Annotated in this window: 16 protein-coding genes; 13 read left to right on the forward strand and 3 right to left on the reverse strand. The window is 60.7% G+C overall.

All coding sequences use genetic code 11. The features are described 5' to 3' along the window. Positions 1 to 21: 21 nt before the first annotated feature. Positions 22 to 633 (forward strand): trimeric intracellular cation channel family protein, encoded by a 612-nt coding sequence (locus ACA049_RS02690; protein ID WP_497332923.1) that lies wholly within the window; start codon positions 22 to 24, stop codon positions 631 to 633. A 146-nt stretch (positions 634 to 779) separates the two neighbouring features. Here ACA049_RS02690 and queG read toward each other — a convergent pair whose 3' ends face one another. Next, on the reverse strand, positions 780 to 1844 hold the full coding sequence (gene queG, locus ACA049_RS02695) for a tRNA epoxyqueuosine(34) reductase QueG (protein ID WP_497332925.1): 1065 nt from the start codon (positions 1842 to 1844) through the stop codon (positions 780 to 782). Positions 1845 to 1907: 63 nt separating this feature from the next. On the opposite strand from queG, the gene ACA049_RS02700 reads away from it, so the two are divergent. From ACA049_RS02700 to ACA049_RS02755, 12 genes are all read left to right on the forward strand, one after another. Beyond that, complete coding sequence (locus ACA049_RS02700; RefSeq protein ID WP_497332927.1) at positions 1908 to 3407, forward strand: NAD(P)H-hydrate dehydratase; 1500 nt, start codon at positions 1908 to 1910, stop codon at positions 3405 to 3407. Next, on the forward strand, positions 3395 to 3865 hold the full coding sequence (gene tsaE, locus ACA049_RS02705) for a tRNA (adenosine(37)-N6)-threonylcarbamoyltransferase complex ATPase subunit type 1 TsaE (RefSeq protein ID WP_403106167.1): 471 nt from the start codon (positions 3395 to 3397) through the stop codon (positions 3863 to 3865). Before ACA049_RS02700 ends, tsaE begins: the two co-directional genes overlap by 13 nt. A 48-nt stretch (positions 3866 to 3913) precedes the next feature. Next, entirely contained in the window at positions 3914 to 5293 is a 1380-nt protein-coding gene (locus ACA049_RS02710; RefSeq protein WP_497336760.1) for an N-acetylmuramoyl-L-alanine amidase, read from the forward strand. After that, positions 5290 to 7200, forward strand: coding sequence for a DNA mismatch repair endonuclease MutL (gene mutL, locus ACA049_RS02715; protein ID WP_497332929.1), 1911 nt, complete (start codon positions 5290 to 5292; stop codon positions 7198 to 7200). Before ACA049_RS02710 ends, mutL begins: the two co-directional genes overlap by 4 nt. Beyond that, positions 7200 to 8171 (forward strand): tRNA (adenosine(37)-N6)-dimethylallyltransferase MiaA, encoded by a 972-nt coding sequence (miaA, locus tag ACA049_RS02720; protein ID WP_497336762.1) that lies wholly within the window; start codon positions 7200 to 7202, stop codon positions 8169 to 8171. The genes mutL and miaA overlap by 1 nt, the downstream gene beginning before the upstream one ends. Positions 8172 to 8265: 94 nt before the next feature. Continuing rightward, positions 8266 to 8526, forward strand: a complete 261-nt coding sequence (hfq, locus tag ACA049_RS02725) for an RNA chaperone Hfq (RefSeq protein ID WP_007902656.1) — start codon at positions 8266 to 8268, stop codon at positions 8524 to 8526. Between the two features lie 12 nt (positions 8527 to 8538). Continuing rightward, complete coding sequence (gene hflX / locus ACA049_RS02730) at positions 8539 to 9840, forward strand: ribosome rescue GTPase HflX (protein ID WP_497332931.1); 1302 nt, start codon at positions 8539 to 8541, stop codon at positions 9838 to 9840. Positions 9841 to 9936: 96 nt separating this feature from the next. Beyond that, positions 9937 to 11109 (forward strand): FtsH protease activity modulator HflK, encoded by a 1173-nt coding sequence (gene hflK / locus ACA049_RS02735; RefSeq protein ID WP_497332933.1) that lies wholly within the window; start codon positions 9937 to 9939, stop codon positions 11107 to 11109. Next, the gene (gene hflC, locus ACA049_RS02740; protein ID WP_438659530.1) at positions 11109 to 11978 is read left to right on the forward strand and encodes a protease modulator HflC; all 870 of its coding nucleotides are present in this window, start codon (positions 11109 to 11111) and stop codon (positions 11976 to 11978) included. Before hflK ends, hflC begins: the two co-directional genes overlap by 1 nt. Positions 11979 to 12293: 315 nt before the next feature. Continuing rightward, complete coding sequence (locus tag ACA049_RS02745) at positions 12294 to 13481, forward strand: ATP phosphoribosyltransferase regulatory subunit (protein WP_109627704.1); 1188 nt, start codon at positions 12294 to 12296, stop codon at positions 13479 to 13481. 54 nt (positions 13482 to 13535) lie between these two features. Then, the gene (locus ACA049_RS02750) at positions 13536 to 14825 is read left to right on the forward strand and encodes an adenylosuccinate synthase (RefSeq protein WP_497332935.1); all 1290 of its coding nucleotides are present in this window, start codon (positions 13536 to 13538) and stop codon (positions 14823 to 14825) included. Positions 14826 to 14964: 139 nt separating this feature from the next. Beyond that, complete coding sequence (locus ACA049_RS02755; protein ID WP_497332937.1) at positions 14965 to 16899, forward strand: methyl-accepting chemotaxis protein; 1935 nt, start codon at positions 14965 to 14967, stop codon at positions 16897 to 16899. A gap of 97 nt (positions 16900 to 16996) precedes the next feature. Here the strand turns inward: ACA049_RS02755 and ACA049_RS02760 are convergent, their stop codons facing one another. Continuing rightward, complete coding sequence (locus tag ACA049_RS02760; protein ID WP_497332939.1) at positions 16997 to 18562, reverse strand: ABC transporter permease; 1566 nt, start codon at positions 18560 to 18562, stop codon at positions 16997 to 16999. Then, the gene (locus tag ACA049_RS02765; RefSeq protein WP_497332941.1) at positions 18562 to 19572 is read right to left on the reverse strand and encodes an iron ABC transporter substrate-binding protein; all 1011 of its coding nucleotides are present in this window, start codon (positions 19570 to 19572) and stop codon (positions 18562 to 18564) included. The genes ACA049_RS02760 and ACA049_RS02765 overlap by 1 nt, the downstream gene beginning before the upstream one ends. Positions 19573 to 19648 lie beyond the last annotated feature (76 nt).

Consider the following 19648-nt stretch of genomic DNA (forward strand, 5'->3'; position numbering starts at 1 on the left):
CTTTCTGCAAGGACCGCCACCATGTTGCTGATGCTTTACCTGATCGCCATCACCGCCGAGGCCATGACCGGTGCCCTGTCCGCCGGACGTCGCGGCATGGACTGGTTTGGCGTGGTGCTGATCGCGTGCATCACGGCACTCGGCGGCGGTTCGGTGCGTGACGTGCTGCTCGGTCACTACCCGCTGACCTGGGTCAAACACCCGGAATACCTGGTGCTGACCTCGATCGCGGCGATGTTCACCGTCTTCGCTGCACGCTGGATGCGCCATCTACGTTCATTGTTTCTGGTGCTCGACGCGGTGGGTCTGGTGGCATTCACCTTGATCGGCTGCATGACAGCCCTGGAGATGGGCCACGGCATGTTGGTGGCGTCGGTCAGCGGCGTGATCACCGGGGTGTTCGGCGGCATCCTGCGCGACATCTTCTGCAACGACATCCCGCTGATCTTCCGTCGCGAACTCTACGCCAGCGTCTCGTTCGCTGCGGCGTGGTGCTACATGCTCTGCATCTACCTGCAATTACCCGGCGAACAGGCGATTCTGATCACGCTGTTTGGCGGTTTCCTGCTGCGGTTGCTGGCGATCCGTTTCCACTGGGAAATGCCGAAGTTCGTCTACAACGACGAAACCTGACCTCCACACGATCCCTGTAGGAGCTGTGTAGGAGCTGTGTAGGAGCTGTCGAGTGAAACGAGGCTGCGATCTTTTGATCTTGATCTTTAAAAAGCGAAGATCAAAAGATCGCAGCCTCGTTTCACTCGACAGCTCCTACAGGGCTCCTACACGATTCCGTGTTGTTTCAGGGCCCATTCGACGTGTTCGCGGACTAACTCTGATGGATACTCGCGGCGCGCCTTCAACGCTTCCAGCACCGGAATGCTCGACGGCGCGTTCCCCAGCCCTACCGCCAGATTGCGCAACCAACGCTCGTAACCGGCGCGGCGCAGTGGTGAACCTTCGGTGCTGCTGAGGAACTTGTCCTCATCCCACATGAACAGTTCGGCCAGCTCGGCATTGTCCAGGTTATGCCGTGGCTTGAAGTCGCTTTCGCCGGACGGGCGGGCGAAGCGGTTCCAGGGGCAGACGATCTGGCAGTCATCGCAGCCGAACACCCGATTGCCGATCAGCGGGCGCAGGTCTTCGGGGATCGCGCTTTTCAGTTCGATGGTCAGGTAAGAGATGCAGCGCCGGGCGTCCAGCACATACGGGCCGACGAAGGCGTTGGTCGGGCAGATGTCCAGACATGCGGTGCAGCGGCCGCAATGTTCGGTGCTGTGAGGTGGGTCCACGGGCAGCGGCAGATCAACGAAGAGTTCGCTGAGAAAGAAGTAGCTGCCGGCCTTGCGATTCAAGACCAGGGTGTTTTTGCCGATCCAGCCCAGGCCGGCCTTTTCCGCAATGGCCTTTTCCAGCACGGGCGCGCTGTCGACAAAGGCGCGATAGCCGAACGGCCCGATGACCGCCTGAATTTTTTCTGCCAGTTGTTGCACGCGTTTACGGATCAATTTGTGGTAATCGCGGCCCAAGGCATAACGCGATACGTAGGCTTTTTCCGGTTGGGCCAGGCGTTTGGCCATTTCGGTGTCGCCCGGCAGGTAGTCCATGCGCAGGGAAACTACCCTCAACGTGCCCGGCACCAGTTCTTCCGGGTGCGAGCGTTTGCTGCCGTGGGCGCCCATGTACTCCATTTCGCCGTGGTAGCCGGCCGCCAGCCAGCGCTCCAGGTGCTGCTCATGCTCGGCCAGGTCGAGGCCGCTGATGCCGACTTGCTGAAAGCCCAGCTCGCGGCCCCAGTCCTTGATGGATTGGGCGAGGGCGGGCAGGTCTGTGGTAATAGCGGGCATGAGGCGAGAGAAACCGGAGCTGAGGTGCGTATAATTCTGCCAGACATCGGAGCCCGAAGACGCATGCCGCACACTAAAGATGATTTACCCGACGCGCTGTACAGCGCCGCGCGAGTGCGAGCCCTCGATGCGAACCTGATCGCGGCCGGCACGCCCGGGTTTGAATTGATGCAGCGCGCAGCGCGGGCGACGTGGCGTGCGCTGGTCCGTCAGTGGCCATCGGCGAACGAATTGACGGTGATCGCCGGTCACGGCAACAACGCAGGTGACGGCTACCTGGTCGCGGTTCTGGCCCGGCGTGCCGGTTGGCATGTCCGCGTGTTGGCGGCCGGTGATCCCCAGCGTTTGCAGGGCGATGCGGCACGAGCCCATGCCGAGGCCGTGTCCGAGGGCGTCGCGGTCCAAGCCTTCACGGTGCAATCAGAGTTGCGCGGTATCGTACTGGACGCTCTGCTCGGCACCGGCCTGACGGGCGAAGTGCGAGAGCCCTACGCCAGCGCGATTGCCGCGATCAATGCCAGTGGCCTGCCGGTGGCGGCGGTGGATATCCCTTCGGGCCTGTGCGCCGATACAGGGCGCGTGCTCGGTTCGTCAATTCGGGCTGATCTGACCGTGACCTTCATTGGTCTGAAGCTGGGACTGTTCACAGGTGACGCTGGCGATTTAGTCGGCGAGCTGGTTTTCAACGATCTGCAGGCTGCCGCCGAGTCGTTTAACGGGGTCGACATTGATGCACGTCGCCTGACGGTCGGTAACTTGCCGCGGCTGGCGGGTCGCGCGCCAACCGCGCATAAAGGAAAATTTGGCCATGTATTACTGATCGGCGGCGACCGTGGCTTCGGCGGCGCCATTCTGCTGAGTGCACAAAGTGCCCTGCGCACTGGGGCGGGCATGGTGTCCGTGGCCACCCGCAGTGAACATGTGCCTGCGGCGCTGGCGAGAATCCCCGAAGCGATGGTGCTGGGCACTTCCTCGGCCAATCAGCTGATGGAACTGCTGCAAAAGGTTTCCGTACTGGTGGTCGGCCCGGGCCTCGGGCAGGCTGCCTGGGGGCGCAGTCTTTTGTCGGCGGCGGCCAACGCGCCGTTGCCGCAAGTCTGGGACGCCGATGCACTGAATTTGCTGGCTGCAAACCACGTGAGCTTGCCCAAGGACTGCGTGATCACGCCGCATCCGGGTGAAGCGGCGCGGTTGCTGGGGATAAGCACTGCCGAAGTTCAGGCGGATCGCCCGGCTGCCGCTCATGCGTTGAGCAAAAAATATACAGCTGTGGTGATTCTCAAAGGCGCCGGCAGTCTGATCGCCAGCCCCGATGGGCGCCTGTCGTTATGTCATCAGGGTCATCCGGCCATGGCCACCGCCGGTTTGGGCGATGTGCTGGCCGGTCTGGTCGGCGCGTTGCTGGCGCAAGGCATGGAAGCGTTCGACGCCGCTTGTCTCGCAGTCTGGTTGCACGCCAATGCTGGCGCGCAAGAAGGTAAATCGGGCCGTGGACTGGCGGCCAGTGATCTGATCCCGGCCATTCGTCAGTTGTTGGAGGAGCAAGCACCGTGTCTGAAGTAACCCTGTACCTGGCCGATGAAGAGGCGATGACCGCATTTGGCGCACGCATCGCACAAACCACCCAAGGGCACGGTCTGATATTTCTGGAGGGCGATCTGGGGGCGGGGAAAACCACGCTGTCGCGGGGCATCATCCGTGGCCTGGGGCATGTCGGGGCAGTAAAGAGCCCTACGTTCACCCTGGTCGAGCCCTACGAGATCGGCGACATCCGGGCCTTCCATTTCGACCTCTATCGACTGGTCGATCCGGAAGAACTGGAGTACCTGGGCATCCGCGATTACTTCGAAGACGATGCGATGTGCCTGATCGAATGGCCCCAGAAGGGTGCAGGCTTTTTGCCAAAGCCCGACCTGACCATTACCATTAGCCCGCAAGACAGCGGGCGTTCGCTGAAAATTTTGTCCCAAGGCTCGCGCGGCGAGTCCTGGTGTGCCGCTTTGGCATTGGAAACCAATTAAATGATGGGGTCAGGTATGCGCTTTCGCGCGATGGTAGCTGCCGTAGGGATGTTGTTTTTGGCGGTGACCGTCGACGCTGTGGCCGAGACTAAGGTCAACAGCGTTCGCCTGTGGCGGGCGCCGGACAACACACGGCTGGTGTTCGACCTGACCGGGCCGGTGCAACACAGTGTTTTCACCCTGACCTCCCCGGATCGGCTGGTGATCGACATCAATGGCGCCACCCTTGGCGCGCCGCTGAACGTCAACAGCGCCAATAGCCCGATCACCGCCATGCGCTCGGCCCAACGCACGCCGACCGACCTGCGGGTGGTCATCGACCTGAAAAAAGCCGTCACGCCAAAAAGTTTTACCCTGGCGCCAAACGCCCAGTACGGCAATCGCCTGGTGGTCGACTTGTTCGATAACGCCGCCGATGCCGCGCCGATTCCTGTGCCGACCAACGTCGCGACTGTCGCGCCAGTCCCGGTCACGCCGGTAGATCCACCGGTCAAGCTGCCGCCTGCGCCTGCCGGCAAGCGCGACATCATCGTGGTGATCGACGCCGGCCACGGCGGCGAAGACCCGGGTGCCTCGGGCTCTCGCGGTCAGCGTGAAAAAGACGTGGTGCTGGCCATCGCCCGCGAACTGCAACGCCAGGTCAACGGCATGAAAGGCTTCCGCGCCGAACTGACCCGCACCGGTGACTACTTCATTCCGTTGCGCGGCCGTACTGAAATCGCCCGCAAGAAAGGTGCTGACCTGTTCGTGTCGATCCACGCCGATGCCGCGCCTTCGGCGGCTGCATTCGGGGCGTCGGTGTTCGCCCTGTCTGATCGCGGCGCCACATCGGAGACGGCCCGCTGGCTGGCCGATAGCGAAAACCGTTCCGACTTGATCGGCGGTGCCGGCAACGTCAGCCTCGACGACAAGGACCGCATGCTCGCGGGCGTGCTCCTCGATTTGTCGATGACCGCGTCCCTGACCTCCAGCCTGAACGTTGGCCAGAAAGTCTTGAGCAACATCGGTCGCGTCACGCCACTGCACAAACAGCGCGTGGAACAGGCCGGGTTCATGGTGCTGAAGTCGCCGGACATCCCGTCGATCCTGGTGGAAACCGGGTTCATCTCCAACGCCAACGAAGCCTCCAAGCTGGCTGCGGCGAACCACCAGCAGGCGCTGGCGCGTTCGATCAGCAGCGGCGTGCGTCAATTCTTCCAGCAGAACCCGCCGCCGGGCACCTACATTGCGTGGCTGCGTGATTCCGGCAAGATCGCTCAAGGTCCACGCGATCATCGAGTGAATCCAGGCGAGACGCTGGCGATGATTGCCGTGCGTTATCAAGTCTCTCCGGCCACCTTGCGCAGCGCCAATAACCTGAAAAGTGACGAGCTGAAGATTGGTCAGACCCTGACCATTCCCGGCACAGAACTGGCGTCCAAAGAATGAACCAGGTGTTGACCAATACAGCTCGCATCGAGCTGCTCAGCCCGCGGCTGGCGAACCAGATTGCCGCTGGTGAGGTGGTTGAGCGTCCGGCTTCGGTGATCAAGGAGTTGCTGGAGAACAGCCTCGATTCCGGCGCCAGGCGTATTGATGTCGATGTGGAGCAGGGCGGCGTCAAGCTGCTGCGGGTGCGCGATGACGGCAGCGGCATATCTGCCGATGACCTGCCGCTGGCCCTGGCGCGACACGCCACCAGCAAGATCCGCAACCTGGAAGACCTCGAGCAGGTGATGAGCCTCGGGTTTCGTGGTGAAGCACTCGCGTCGATCAGCTCCGTGGCGCGTCTGACCCTGACGTCCCGCACCAAGGATGCCGATCAGGCCTGGCAGGTCGAGACCGAAGGCCGGGACATGGCGCCTCGCGTCCAGCCCGCGGCCCACCCGGTGGGTACTTCGGTGGAAGTGCGCGACCTGTTCTTCAATACTCCGGCGCGGCGCAAATTCCTCAAGACCGAAAAAACCGAATTCGATCACCTGCAAGAAGTGATCAAGCGCCTGGCGTTGGCGCGTTTCGACGTGGCGTTTCATTTGCGCCATAACGGCAAAACCATCCTCAGCCTTCATGAAGCCCATGACGACGCGGCCCGCGCCCGGCGAGTGGCGGCGATCTGCGGCTCGGGTTTCCTCGAGCAGGCGCTGCCGATCGAAATCGAGCGCAATGGCCTGCATTTGTGGGGTTGGGTTGGCTTGCCGACGTTCAATCGCAGCCAGGCGGACTTGCAGTATTTCTTTGTGAATGGCCGTGCCGTGCGCGACAAACTGGTGGCCCACGCGGTGCGCCAGGCGTATCGCGACGTGCTGTTCAACGGTCGGCACCCGACGTTCGTGCTGTTTTTCGAAGTCGATCCGGCCGGTGTCGACGTCAACGTGCACCCGACCAAGCATGAAGTGCGCTTCCGTGACGGGCGCATGGTTCACGATTTCCTCTACGGCACCTTGCACCGCGCCTTGGGCGATGTGCGTCCGGATGATCACCTGGCTGCACCGGTGGCGACGGCGATCGTTCGACCGAGCGGTATCGACGCGGGCGAGTTCGGACCGCAAGGCGAAATGCGCCTGGCGGCCAATGCCTTGCTGGAACAGCCGCAGGCGCAGCCTTCGTTCAATACGCCGGCAGGCTCGGGCGCTGGCGCCGGTTATCAGTATCAGTACACGCCGCGTCCTCAGTCTGGCGTCCCGGCTGCTGAGGCTCAGGCTGCGTACAAGGAGTTTTTTGCACCGCTGCCAGAAGCCAACGCCGCTTCACTTCCGGCGGGGCAGGACGATATTCCACCGCTGGGTTACGCTTTGGCGCAACTCAAAGGCATCTACATTCTTTCGGAAAACGCCCAAGGGCTGGTGCTGGTGGACATGCACGCCGCCCACGAGCGGATCATGTACGAGCGCCTGAAAATCGCCATGGCCAGCGAAGGCCTGAGCGGCCAGCCGTTGTTGGTGCCGGAATCGTTGGCGGTGAGCGAGCGCGAAGGCGATTGCGCCGAAGAAAACGTCGCGTGGTTCCAGCGTCTGGGCTTTGAGTTGCAGCGACTCGGCCCGGAAACCCTGGCGATCCGGCAGATTCCGGCCTTGCTCAAGCAAGCCGAAGCCAATCGACTGGTGAGTGATGTGCTGGCGGATCTGATGGAGTACGGCACCAGCGACCGCATCCAGGCGCACCTGAACGAACTGCTTGGGACAATGGCCTGCCACGGCGCGATTCGGGCGAACCGGCGTCTGGCGCTGCCGGAAATGAACGGTCTGCTGCGGGACATGGAAAACACCGAGCGCAGCGGTCAATGCAACCATGGCCGACCGACCTGGACCCAATTGGGCCTGGACGATCTGGACAAACTGTTCCTGCGCGGTCGCTGATGAGCCAGCTCCCTCCTGCGATTTTCCTGATGGGCCCGACCGCAGCGGGCAAGACTGATCTGGCCATCGAACTCACCAAAGTGCTGCCTTGCGAGCTGATCAGTGTCGATTCGGCGCTGGTCTATCGCGGCATGGACATCGGCACCGCCAAGCCTTCGAAAGAGATCCTGGCCGAGTTTCCGCACCGGTTGATCGATATTCTCGACCCGGCCGAGAGCTATTCGGCGGCGGATTTTCGGCGTGATGCACTTGAGGCGATGGCCGAGATCACTTCGCGGGGCAAAATTCCGCTGCTTGTAGGCGGCACGATGCTCTACTACAAGGCTTTGGTCGAAGGACTGGCGGAAATGCCGGCGGCCGATCCCGACGTTCGCGCGCAGATTGAAGAAGAGGCTGCACGCCTTGGCTGGCAAGCCCTGCACGAACAATTGGCGCTTATCGATCCGGTATCGGCGGCGCGGATTCATCCGAACGATCCACAGCGACTCAGTCGAGCGCTGGAAGTTTATCGCGTCAGCGGTCAGAGCATGACCGAGCTGCGACTGAGACAAAGTGCGCAAAGTACTGAAGCAGCCGCTTCGGGACTGCAACAATTGCCCTATACTGTCGCGAACTTGGCCATTGCTCCGGCAAATCGCCAGGTACTGCACGAGCGAATTAAACAAAGATTCACAGTTATGTTGGAACAGGGATTCATTGACGAGGTCGTAGCCCTGCGTAAGCGAAGTGACCTGCATTCCGGGTTGCCGTCTATACGTGCCGTAGGCTACCGACAAGTCTGGGACTACCTGGATGGCAAGCTGACACAAGCCGAGATGCAGGAGCGTGGAATCATTGCCACGCGACAATTGGCAAAACGTCAGTTCACCTGGCTGCGCAGTTGGGCTGATTTACACTGGCTGGACAGCCTGGATTGCGACAATCTGCCGCGCGCCTTGAAATACCTGGGGACCATCTCCATATTGAGCTGAGTCCTTGCAATTGCCGTCTATCCTTGGGGGTGTGACGGCCACAAGCCATCTGTTTACCTATTTTTTATATTGAATCCTTAAAGGAGTGCGGCACATGTCAAAAGGGCATTCGCTACAAGACCCTTACTTGAATACTTTACGTAAAGAGAAAGTTGGGGTGTCCATCTACCTGGTCAACGGGATCAAACTGCAAGGCACGATCGAGTCTTTCGACCAGTTCGTTATCCTGCTGAAGAACACCGTCAGCCAGATGGTTTACAAACACGCTATCTCTACAGTGGTGCCGGTTCGTCCAATTCGTCTGCCTAGCGCAACCGAATCCGAAGCAGGTGACGCTGAGCCAGGTAACGCCTGATAGGAGTCTCCTTTGTTCTTTGAGCGCCACGGTGGTGGTGAGCGAGTAATCCTCGTTCACTTGGATGGACAGGACCCTGAGGCGCGCGAAGATCCGCAGGAGTTTCAGGAGTTGGCTAATTCGGCCGGCGCCGAGACCGTTGCGTTTTTTAACGTGCCGCGTCATCGGCCAACCGCCAAATTCCTGATCGGCAGCGGCAAGGTCGAGGAACTGCGCGACCTGGTCCATGCCGAAAAGGCCGATCTGGTGATTTTCAATCACATCCTCACGCCCAGTCAGGAACGTAACCTCGAACGTGTTTTCGAGTGTCGCGTGATCGACCGCACCGGTCTGATTCTCGATATTTTCGCCCAACGTGCCCGTACCCATGAAGGCAAGCTCCAGGTCGAACTGGCCCAGCTTGACCACATGAGCACCCGGCTGGTTCGTGGCTGGACTCACCTTGAGCGTCAAGGTGGCGGTATCGGCATGCGTGGCCCGGGTGAAACCCAGCTGGAAACCGACCGCCGTTTGCTGCGGGTTCGCCTGCGACAGATCAAGGGCCGGCTGGAAAAAGTGCGCAGTCAGCGCGAACAGTCGCGACGTGGCCGGACGCGCGCGGATATCCCTACCGTGTCTTTGGTGGGGTATACCAACGCCGGTAAATCCACGCTCTTCAATAACGTGACGAAATCCGACGTATACGCGGCTGACCAGTTGTTTGCCACGCTGGACCCGACCTTGCGCCGTCTGGAACTGGACGACCTGGGGCCGATTGTCCTGGCCGACACTGTGGGTTTCATACGCCACTTGCCCCACAAACTGGTTGAGGCATTTCGGTCTACGCTCGAAGAATCGAGCAACTCCGACCTGCTGTTGCATGTGATTGATGCGGCCGAACCGGATCGCATGTTGCAGATCGAGCAGGTGATGGTGGTGCTGGGCGAGATCGGTGCCCAGGACTTGCCGATCCTCGAGGTCTATAACAAACTCGATTTGCTTGAAGGCGTTGAGCCACAAATCCAGCGCGATGAAAACGGCAAGCCTCAGCGGGTCTGGTTGTCGGCGCGTGATGGCAGCGGTCTGGAATTGCTTGAACAAGCCATTGCCGAGTTGCTCGGTGGTGATTTGTTTGTCGGTACCTTGCGCTTGCCTCAGCGTTTTGCGCGACTGCGTGCACAGTTTTTTGAGCTGGGCGCAGTACAGAAAGAAGAACACGACGAAGAAGGTGTCAGCTTGCTGGCCGTTAGATTGCCGCGCTCGGAGCTCAATCGACTGGTCAGCCGTGAAGGCGTTGTGCCGACTGAGTTTATCGAGCAACACACTTTGCAATAAAAGCCTGAGAAAGCGGTTGTGCCGCGGTGACAGGCATTCTGTAGCATTGGTCGGCGCGCCGTGGGTGCGTCTTTGCTTTATCAGATGGAGAGCGCTATGGCTTGGAATGAGCCGGGTGGCAACTCGAATAATCAGGATCCTTGGGGTGGCAAGCGCCGCAATAACGGCGACCGCAAGGGACCACCGGATCTCGACGAGGCCTTCCGAAAGCTGCAGGAAAGCCTGAACGGGTTGTTCGGTGGTGGTAAGAAACGCGGTGATGACGGCGGTGGTTCGGGCAAGAGTGGCGGCTTCGGCGGCCTGCTCGGCATCGGCCTGGTCGTGTTGGCGGCCGTGTGGCTGTACAGCGCGGTCTACGTAGTCGACGAGCAGGAGCAAGCGGTAGTGCTGCGCTTCGGCAAGTACTACGAAACCGTCGGCCCGGGCCTGAACATCTATTTCCCGCCGATCGATCGCAAGTACCTGGAAAACGTCACGCGTGAGCGTGCCTATACCAAGCAGGGTCAAATGCTCACTGAAGACGAGAACATCGTCGAAGTGCCGCTGACCGTGCAGTACAAGATCAGCAACCTGCAGGACTTCGTGCTGAGCGTCGATCAGCCGGAAATCAGCCTGCAGCACGCGACCGAAAGTGCCTTGCGCCATGTGGTGGGTTCCACCGCGATGGACCAGGTGCTGACTGAAGGTCGTGAATTGATGGCCAGCGAAATCAAGGAGCGTCTGCAACGCTTCATGGATACCTATCGCACCGGTATCACCGTCACTCAGGTCAACGTACAGAGCGCAGCGGCACCGCGTGAAGTGCAGGAAGCCTTCGATGACGTGATCCGCGCCCGTGAAGACGAGCAGCGTTCGCGCAACCAGGCTGAAACCTACGCCAACGGCGTCGTGCCAGAAGCCCGTGGTCAGGCCCAGCGCATCATCGAAGATGCCAACGGCTACCGTGACGAAACCGTCTCGCGCGCCAAGGGTGAGGCCGATCGTTTCACCAAACTGGTGAGCGAGTACCGCAAGGCACCTGAAGTCACCCGTGAGCGTCTGTACCTGGACACCATGCAGGAAGTCTTCACCAACACCAGCAAGGTGCTCGTGACCGGCAACAAGAATGGCCAGAGCAATCTGCTGTACTTGCCGCTGGACAAAATGGTCGAAAGTGGTCGCAACACCAGCACTCCGGTGACCGGTGCGGCAGCTACCAGCAATGAAGCGAATGCGCGTGCAGCAGCTGATCTGCAGCAACAGCAAGCACGTACCAGGGAGAGTCGCTGATGAGCAATAAATCGCTGATCGCCCTTATTGTCGGCGTCGTCGTGGCCATCGCTGCCTGGAACTGCTTCTACATCGTGGCTCAGACCGAGCGTGCGGTGCTGCTGCAGTTCGGTCGTGTGGTCCAGACCGATGTTCAGCCGGGCCTGCATGTGAAAGTGCCTTACGTTAACCAAGTGCGCAAATTCGACGCACGCCTGATGACGCTGGATGCACCGACACAACGCTTCCTGACGCTGGAAAAGAAAGCCGTGATGGTTGATGCCTACGCCAAGTGGCGCGTGAAGGACGCTGAGCGTTACTACACCGCGACCTCCGGCCTCAAGCAGATTGCCGACGAGCGTCTGTCCCGTCGTCTGGAATCGGGCCTGCGTGACCAGTTCGGTAAGCGCACGCTGCACGAAGTGGTGTCCGGTGAGCGCGATGCGCTGATGACCGATATCACGGCTTCGCTGAACAAGATGGCGGAAAAAGAGCTGGGTATCGAAGTTGTCGATGTCCGGGTCAAGGCCATCGATCTGCCGAAGGAAGTGAACCGCAGTGTGTTCGAGCGTATGAGCTCCGAGCGTGAGCGTGAAGCTCGCGAGCACCGCGCCAAGGGTAACGAGCTGGCAGAAGGCATCCGTGCCGACGCCGATCGTCAACGCCGCGTGCTGCTGGCTGAAGCCTATCGTGAATCTGAAGAGGTTCGCGGTGACGGTGATGCCCAGGCCGCTGCGATCTACTCCAAGGCCTACGGTCAGGATCAGGAGTTCTACGGTTTCTACCGTAGCCTGCGTGCCTACCGTGAAAGCTTCGCGAACAAATCCGACGTCATGGTCCTGGACCCAAGCAGCGACTTCTTCCGTTACCTGGAAAAAGCCAAGCCTTGATACGACGTTGACCTGAATCATCCCCCGCCTGGCGGCTAAAGCCTCGGGCGGGGTGATCCTTTGGGAAAACGTGTGTATGATGCGGCAGCCGGGAAATTCCCGGCTTTTTTGCGTCTGCACGTTTGATTGCTGTTTTTAAGCGGGCGCCCGAGTTGAATGACTCGACAGGTTTTTCGAGGAAAGTGGTTGGCGAAGCCGATTTCAGGCTTTTCGCCACGTTGTTTATGCGCGTGGTTTGCACATGGGCCGATCATTTTCTGCTTCACTCAAGGCTCGCCCAACGGCTGGCCGCCCGGATCATAGGGGAATGGCGTAATGGCAACGGTAGACCGCTGGCTGCTGCCAGATGGCATCGAAGAAGTACTGCCACCAGAGGCGGCGCGCATTGAAGTCGCGCGTCGTCAGGTGTTGGATCTGTTCCAGAGCTGGGGTTACGAGTTTGTCGTGACTCCCCATATCGAGTACCTGGAATCCCTGCTGACCGGCGCGGGCTCGGACCTCGATCTGCGTACCTTCAAGGTCATCGACCCGCAATCGGGCCGGCAGATGGGTTTCCGTGCCGACATCACGCCGCAAGTGGCGCGTATCGATGCGCACACCCTGCGTCGCGAAGGCCCGAGCCGTCTGTGCTATGCCGGCAGCGTGCTGCATGCCCAGCCGCGCGCCTTGTCATCCTCGCGCAGCCCGATCCAGTTGGGCGCCGAGTTGTACGGCGATGCCAGCCCGAGCAGCGACGTGGAAGTCATCAGCCTGATGCTGGCCATGCTGCAACTGGCCGATGTGCCGGATGTGCACATGGACCTCGGTCATGTCGGCATCTACCGTGGCCTGGCCCGTGCGGCCGGTTTGTCCGGTGAAGTTGAACAGCAGTTGTTCGATGCGTTGCAACGCAAGGCGATCGACGAGGTCATTACCTTGACCGAAGGCTTGCCAGCCGATCTGTCAGGCATGCTGCGCGCGCTGGTCGATTTGTGTGGCGGTCGCGAGGTATTGAGCGCTGCCCGCGAGCGTCTGGCGAATGCGCCGGCGCCGGTTCTGGCGGCGCTGGACGATTTGCTGGCAATTGCCGAGCGTCTGTCCACGCGTTTCCCGGAATTACCGCTTTACTTCGACCTGGGCGAGCTGCGCGGCTACCACTACCACACCGGTGTAGTGTTCGCGGTGTTCGTACCGGGCGTTGGCCAGTCCATTGCCCAGGGCGGTCGTTACGACGACATCGGCGCCGACTTCGGTCGCGCTCGTCCGGCAACCGGCTTCTCTACCGATTTGAAAACCCTGGTGACCCTGGGGCGTGCTGAGATCGAGCTACCGTCTGGCGGTATCTGGATGCCTGACAGTACGGATGCGGCACTCTGGCAGCAGGTTTGTCAGTTGCGCAGTGAGGGTCAGCGTGTCGTTCAGGCGTTGCCTGGACAACCTTTGGCCGCCGCCCGTGAAGCGGACTGCGACCGGCAATTGATTCAGCAGAACGGGCTTTGGCAAGTATCGCCACTGGCTTCTTGAGTTTTCCTGTCGGCTGCGGCCGGCACCAAGTTTGCGCGAATGAGGACAAGTGTTATGGGTAAGAATGTCGTAGTCCTGGGCACCCAATGGGGTGATGAGGGCAAAGGCAAGATCGTTGATCTGCTGACCGAACATGCTGCCGCCGTAGTGCGCTACCAGGGTGGCCACAACGCGGGTCACACCCTGGTGATCGATGGCGAAAAAACCGTCTTGCACCTGATTCCGTCGGGCGTACTGCGCGAAGGCGTGCAGTGCCTGATCGGCAACGGCGTGGTGGTTGCACCCGACGCCCTGCTGCGGGAAATCGTCAAGCTGGAAGAGAAAGGCGTACCGGTGCGTGAGCGCCTGCGTATCAGCCCGTCCTGCCCGCTGATCCTGTCCTTCCACGTTGCGTTGGACCAGGCTCGTGAAAAGGCCCGTGGCGAGCTGAAGATCGGTACGACCGGTCGCGGCATCGGCCCGGCCTACGAAGACAAGGTTGCGCGTCGTGGCCTGCGTGTTGGCGACCTGCTAAACATGCCGCGCTTTGAAGAAAAGCTGCGTGAACTGGTGGATTACCACAACTTCATGCTGGTGGGTTACTACAAAGAGCCGGCCATCGAGTTCGAAAAGACCCTGGCTGAATGCAAAGAATACGCTGAGCTGCTCAAGCCGCTGATGCTGGACGTGACGGCCGAGCTGCACGACCTGCGTCGCGCCGGCAAAGACATCATGTTTGAAGGCGCCCAAGGCTCCCTGCTGGACATCGACCACGGGACCTACCCGTACGTGACCAGCTCTAACACCACCGCTGGTGGCGTCGCTACCGGTTCGGGTGTTGGCCCGATGTTCCTGGACTACATTCTGGGCATCACCAAGGCTTACACCACTCGGGTAGGTTCGGGTCCTTTCCCGACTGAACTCTTCGACGAAGTCGGTGCGCACCTGGCCAAACAAGGTCACGAGTTCGGTGCGACTACCGGCCGTGCCCGTCGTTGTGGCTGGTTCGACGCCGTTATCCTGCGTCGCGCTATCGATGTGAACAGCATCTCGGGCATCTGCCTGACCAAGCTGGACGTACTCGACGGTCTGGAAACCATCAACATCTGCGTCGGCTACAAAGATGCCGAAGGTAACGATGTTGCCCCGACTGACGCTGACAGCTACGTGGGTCTGCAGCCTGTGTACGAAGAAGTTCCGGGCTGGACCGAGTCGACCGTGGGTGCCAAAACCCTGGAAGAGCTGCCAGCCAACGCGCGCGCTTACATCAAACGCGTCGAATCGCTGATCGGTGCGCCGATTGACATTATTTCGACGGGTCCTGACCGCAACGAAACCATCGTTTTGCGTCACCCGTTCGCTTAATAAGTCGTTGATGTAAAACACAAAGGGTCCCTGATGGGACCCTTTGTCGTTTATGCCTGTTGGACGGCATGACCTTTGCTGTGATTATCACTTCTTGGCGAGCCATCAATTTAATGGCGTCAATGCAGAGGGATATCAAGTGTCGGCCGTTCTCTCACTGTTACAAAGCCGTTTACTGCGGCCTGTCTTCGTTACCCTTGGTATCGCCCTTTTGGTGCAGGTGCTGGTGGCTGTTGCCCTGACTCGGAGCACGGTGACTGCGCTTGAAGCCGATTTGGCTGCTCGCCTGGGTGCCGACAGTCAAAAACTGTCTGGCGAACTTGAGCAGGCGGGGCGTGAAGTTACCTCGAGCCTGGACAATCTCTCCACCAGTACCCGTCAGCGACTCACCGCCGGCCTGTCTACGCGATTGAAAGACGAGCAGGTTCAGTTGCGTGCGACGTTGGAAAAGGATCTGAAAGATTCGGCCAACGACATGGCGCAACTGCTGGCCTCGGTCGCCCCGCGTGCCATGTGGGACAGCGACGTTCCAACCCTGTCCGAATTCGCCCGCCGGGCCCAGCGCAATCCCAACGTGTTGTTCGTGGTGTATGACGACGCGACGGGTCAGCACCTGACGCGCTATCTCAACCGCGAAAACCCGATCAACAAGGCGCTTCTCGAGAAAGGCCAAGGCGAGCGTGCGCTGGACAAGGTCCTGGACGCGGCGAAGAACGATCCGTCGGTCTACTACCTCGAAGCCTCGATCAACCCCAACGGCGTGGAAATCGGCAAGGTCTTGATGGGCGTCTCGACCGCGTCGGTGGAAACCGATCTGGCGGCCCTGGATAAACGGTTTGCGGCGCTGATCGCCAGCGGTGATCAACTGGTCGGCGACAGCCTCAAAGGCGCGGCTGCCGACAGTGCCACGGCGATGCGTGCGCGTCTGACGTCCGCGCAGGCCACGGCCTCTGAAATGAAAGCCAACACCACCAGCACCGTGCAGGAAGCGGCGTCGACGTTGCGCTGGCGCATCGGGATGTTCCTGGCGCTGGTCGGTTGCGGTGTGCTGCTGTTGCTCGCTGTTGTGCTGGGTCGTCGAGTGGTCAATCGCTTGAAGATGCTCATTGCCGCCATGGATGACCTGGCCGCAGGCGAGGGAGACCTGACCAAGCGTGTGCAGATCAACAGCAAGGACGAAATCGGCGACATGGCCTCGGCGGTCAATCGCTTTGTGGATAAGTTGCAGCCGATCGTGCGCGAAGCGGGCGATGTGGCCCAGCGCACCGGTGTGGAAATCGGCGCCATGACCCTGCGCAATGCCGGAGCCGATGCGGCGGCGGGCATGCAGCGCGATGAAGTGGCCGAGAGCCTGCGCGCGTTGTCGCAGATGGCGGATGAAGCGCAGTCAGAAAGCCATGCCATGCAGGCCGCCTTGCAGCAAGTGGTGGACATTCGTTCGGCGACCGATGAGAACACTCGGACCTCGGCGAAGGTCGGCAGCCTGATCGAGGCATTGGCCGGGCAGGTCGACACCGGGTCGAAAGTCATCGAGCGGCTGGCGCAGCAGAGTGAACAAATTGAAGTGGTGCTGACGGTGATCCACGGGATCGCCGAACAAACCAACCTGCTGGCACTGAACGCCGCCATCGAAGCGGCACGTGCCGGCGAAACCGGTCGCGGCTTTGCTGTGGTGGCGGACGAAGTCCGGGCGCTGGCGAGCAAGACTCAGAGTTCAACGGGCGATATCCAGGCGCACATCGTAGCCTTGCAGCAAGGTGCGCGTGAGGCGGTCGCCGCGATTGGTCAGGCCGGGCGCCAGGCCAATGAAGGTTTGCTGGTGTTGCGTGATAGCGCGCGGTTGCAGCAGTCGGTGCAGGCGTCGGTCGAGCAGGTGCATGCGGCGATTGGTCTGGCCACGCAGGCCGCGGCGCATCAGGCGCAAGGCGCGCAAGCGGTGCGCGGTCGGGTCGAGACCATTCATGCACAGGCCGAGAAAGCGGCTCAGGCGGTGGTGGAGACCACGGCCAGCGGCAAGGTGCTGGATGGGTTGGCAGCGCAGTTGAAAGCGAGCCTGGGGCAGTTCAGGGCTTAGGATTTGTATTGGCGGATCTGACGCCTTCGCGGGCAAGCCTCGCTCCTACAAGGGATCACGCATTCCCTGTAGGAGCGAGGCTTGCCCGCGAAGCTTTTCAGCGGCTCAAATACATCCGTGTTGTTAGCAGATAAACCGGCAACCCCGACACCAGAATCAACAGCGCCGCATAAGGCGCCGCCGCCGCAAACTCCACGTTCGCGGTATGCGCCCACACTTCAGTAGCCAGCGTATTAAGCCCTGTCGGACTCAACAGCAGCGTCGCCGTCAGTTCCTTCATCGCATCCAGAAACACCAACGCAAACGCCGCACCCAGCGCCGGGAAGATGATCGGCAGCGTCACCCGACAAAACGCACTAAACGACGACGCCCCCAGTGTGCGTGCCGCCTCTTCCAGTTGCGGCGCGGCCTTGTTCAGCGCCGTGCGAATCGGCGCCTGAGCCAGTGGCAAAAACAACAACGCATAAGCAATCAGCAGCAATGCCGAAGTCTGGTACAGCGCCGGCACGTAGTGCAGGGCGAAATACACCAGCGTCAGCGCAATCACCAGGCCTGGCAGCGCGTGCAGCAGATACGGCAGGCGCTCAGCCCAGATCGCCAGTCGGCCTTTATGGCGCACCACCAGCAATCCCAGCGGCACCGCCAGCACCAGGCACAGCGCAGCGCCACCCAGCGATAGCGCCAGGGAGGACAACAGCGCTTCGCTGATCGCCGCCACCGGAAATGCCGCCGACGAACCTACTGCCAGCCAGTACGCCAGCATCCCCAGCGGAATGCCGCTGCCGATGATCGCCAGCGCCAGGCAGTAAAACTGCCCAACTGCCGACCACGGTCCCAGACGAACCTGCTCCGCACGCCGCGCCGCGCCTTGGCCGGTGCGCACGTGCCGACCTTTGCCGCGTACTCGCAGCTCAAGCCACAACAACACCAGGCACAGCGCCAGCAGCACCGCCGACAGCATCGCGGCGTTGGCGTTGCTGAATTCCAGTTCGAACTGCTGATAGATCGCGGTGGTGAAGGTTTGCAGGCCGATGATCGACAAGGCGCCGAATTCCACCAGCATGTGCAGGGCGATGAGCAGCGAGCCGGCCAGCAATGACGGCCAGAGCAGCGGCAGGGTAATTCTGAAAAACACGCCCCAGCGATTCTGTCCCAGTGTGCGGGCAGACTCTTCCTGGGAAGGATCAAGATTGCGCAGGGTCGCTGCGACCGGCAGAAAAATCAGCGGATACTTCGACAGGGTCATCACCAGGATCGCCCCGCCCAAGCCCTCGAAATGTGCGCTCAGTGACACCCAGGTAAAACTGCTGACAAACGCCGGCACCGCGAACGGCAAACACAGGATCACGCCCCACAAGCGCCGCCCTGGCAGATTGCTGCGTTCCAGCAGCCAGGCAAGGGACAAGCCGATCACGCCGCACGCGACCGTCACGCCGATCATCAACGCCAGCGTATTGCGCAGCAGCCCGAACACATAAGGCCGCCACAGCAGATGCAGCGCCTCGGCCCAGCCTGCCTGCCAGGTCTTGAGCCCGACATACGCCAGCGGCAAAAGGCTGAGCACCACCAGCAGCAAAACCGGCAGCAGCAGCCAGATCGACGGGCGCTTGCGCCGTGGCACGTAACCCCCGCGCGAGGCGGGGGCGGATAACGAGGCGCCCATCAGTTCAAGCCAACGTCACGTTCCAGGTCCAGGGCTTCTTCGGCGTTGCCGAGGTCGGCTGGGGTGACTTTCGGTGCCTCCAGTTCGCTGAACGGCTTGAGGCCGCGATCCGATGCCATGCCTTTGTGCAGCGGATACTCGGCGGTGGTCTGAGTGATCACGCGCTGACCTTCTTCGCTGGCCATGTAGGCGAGGAATTGCTGGGCTTCTTTTGGATGCTTGCTGGATTTCAGCACCGCGGCGCTGGAAACCGTGATCAACCCGCCGACGTCGCCGCCGTTGAAGTAATGCAGTTTCGAGTCGAGCTGGCCTTTTTCGCGCTGTAAGGCGAACCAGTAGTAGTTGTTCACCAGGACGGTGGCGACTTCGCCATTTTCCACGGCTTTCAGCGCAACCATGTTATTGCTGTAAGTCTTGCCGAACGCGCGCAGGCCGGTCAGCCATTCTTCCGCCGCGTCCATGCCATGGACTTTGATGATTGCCACGGCCTGTTCCTGGAACGCGCCGCTGGTAGGCACGAAGCCGACCTTGCCTTGCCATTTCGGATCGGAGAATTCCATCACCGATTTCGGCAGGTCTTTTTCATCGATCAGTTTCGGGTTGAACGCGACTACGCGAACCCGTGCGGTGATGCCGATCCAGGTGCCATTGCCGGCAACGTAGTCTTTCGGCAGGACGGCGAGGGTGGCGGCATCGGTCTGGGCCAGCAGGCCTTGTTCGCCGAGTTTGTTCAGCGGAGGCGATTCTTCGGTGTAGATCACATCGGCCGGGGAACGATCACCTTCTTCGACGACCTGGCTGGCGAGCTGGTTGCTGCTGCCTTTGCGCACGTTGACGTGAATGCCGGTCTTGGCTTCGAAGGCTTTGGCGATGGCATCGCCGACTTCCTTGTGTTGGCCGTTGTAGAGGGTCAGGGAAACTGGATCAGCAGCCTGGGTGAGGGGAGTGGCGAGTGCCAGGCCGAGGAGGGTGAAGGTCAGGCCTCGGCGCAGGGTATTTCGAAACATCATTCGCAGGGTTCCTCACTGTCGCATTGCAAAAACTTGAAACAATGATAAACGATATTGTTTCTCAAGTGCGCCTTGC

The organism is Pseudomonas sp. LBUM1662, from assembly GCF_059695915.1.

Bases quoted from the DNA above. Each gene is read 5' to 3' on its own strand.
- ACA049_RS02690 (WP_497332923.1), top strand. From the start codon at position 22: ATGTTGCTGATGCTTTACCTGATCGCCATCACCGCCGAGGCCATGACC.
- queG (WP_497332925.1), bottom strand. From the start codon at position 1,844: ATGCCCGCTATTACCACAGACCTGCCCGCCCTCGCCCAATCCATCAAG.
- ACA049_RS02700 (WP_497332927.1), top strand. From the start codon at position 1,908: ATGCCGCACACTAAAGATGATTTACCCGACGCGCTGTACAGCGCCGCG.
- ACA049_RS02710 (WP_497336760.1), top strand. From the start codon at position 3,914: ATGTTGTTTTTGGCGGTGACCGTCGACGCTGTGGCCGAGACTAAGGTC.
- mutL (WP_497332929.1), top strand. From the start codon at position 5,290: ATGAACCAGGTGTTGACCAATACAGCTCGCATCGAGCTGCTCAGCCCG.
- miaA (WP_497336762.1), top strand. From the start codon at position 7,200: ATGAGCCAGCTCCCTCCTGCGATTTTCCTGATGGGCCCGACCGCAGCG.
- hfq (WP_007902656.1), top strand. From the start codon at position 8,266: ATGTCAAAAGGGCATTCGCTACAAGACCCTTACTTGAATACTTTACGT.
- hflK (WP_497332933.1), top strand. From the start codon at position 9,937: ATGGCTTGGAATGAGCCGGGTGGCAACTCGAATAATCAGGATCCTTGG.
- hflC (WP_438659530.1), top strand. From the start codon at position 11,109: ATGAGCAATAAATCGCTGATCGCCCTTATTGTCGGCGTCGTCGTGGCC.
- ACA049_RS02745 (WP_109627704.1), top strand. From the start codon at position 12,294: ATGGCAACGGTAGACCGCTGGCTGCTGCCAGATGGCATCGAAGAAGTA.
- ACA049_RS02750 (WP_497332935.1), top strand. From the start codon at position 13,536: ATGGGTAAGAATGTCGTAGTCCTGGGCACCCAATGGGGTGATGAGGGC.
- ACA049_RS02760 (WP_497332939.1), bottom strand. From the start codon at position 18,562: ATGGGCGCCTCGTTATCCGCCCCCGCCTCGCGCGGGGGTTACGTGCCA.
- ACA049_RS02765 (WP_497332941.1), bottom strand. From the start codon at position 19,572: ATGATGTTTCGAAATACCCTGCGCCGAGGCCTGACCTTCACCCTCCTC.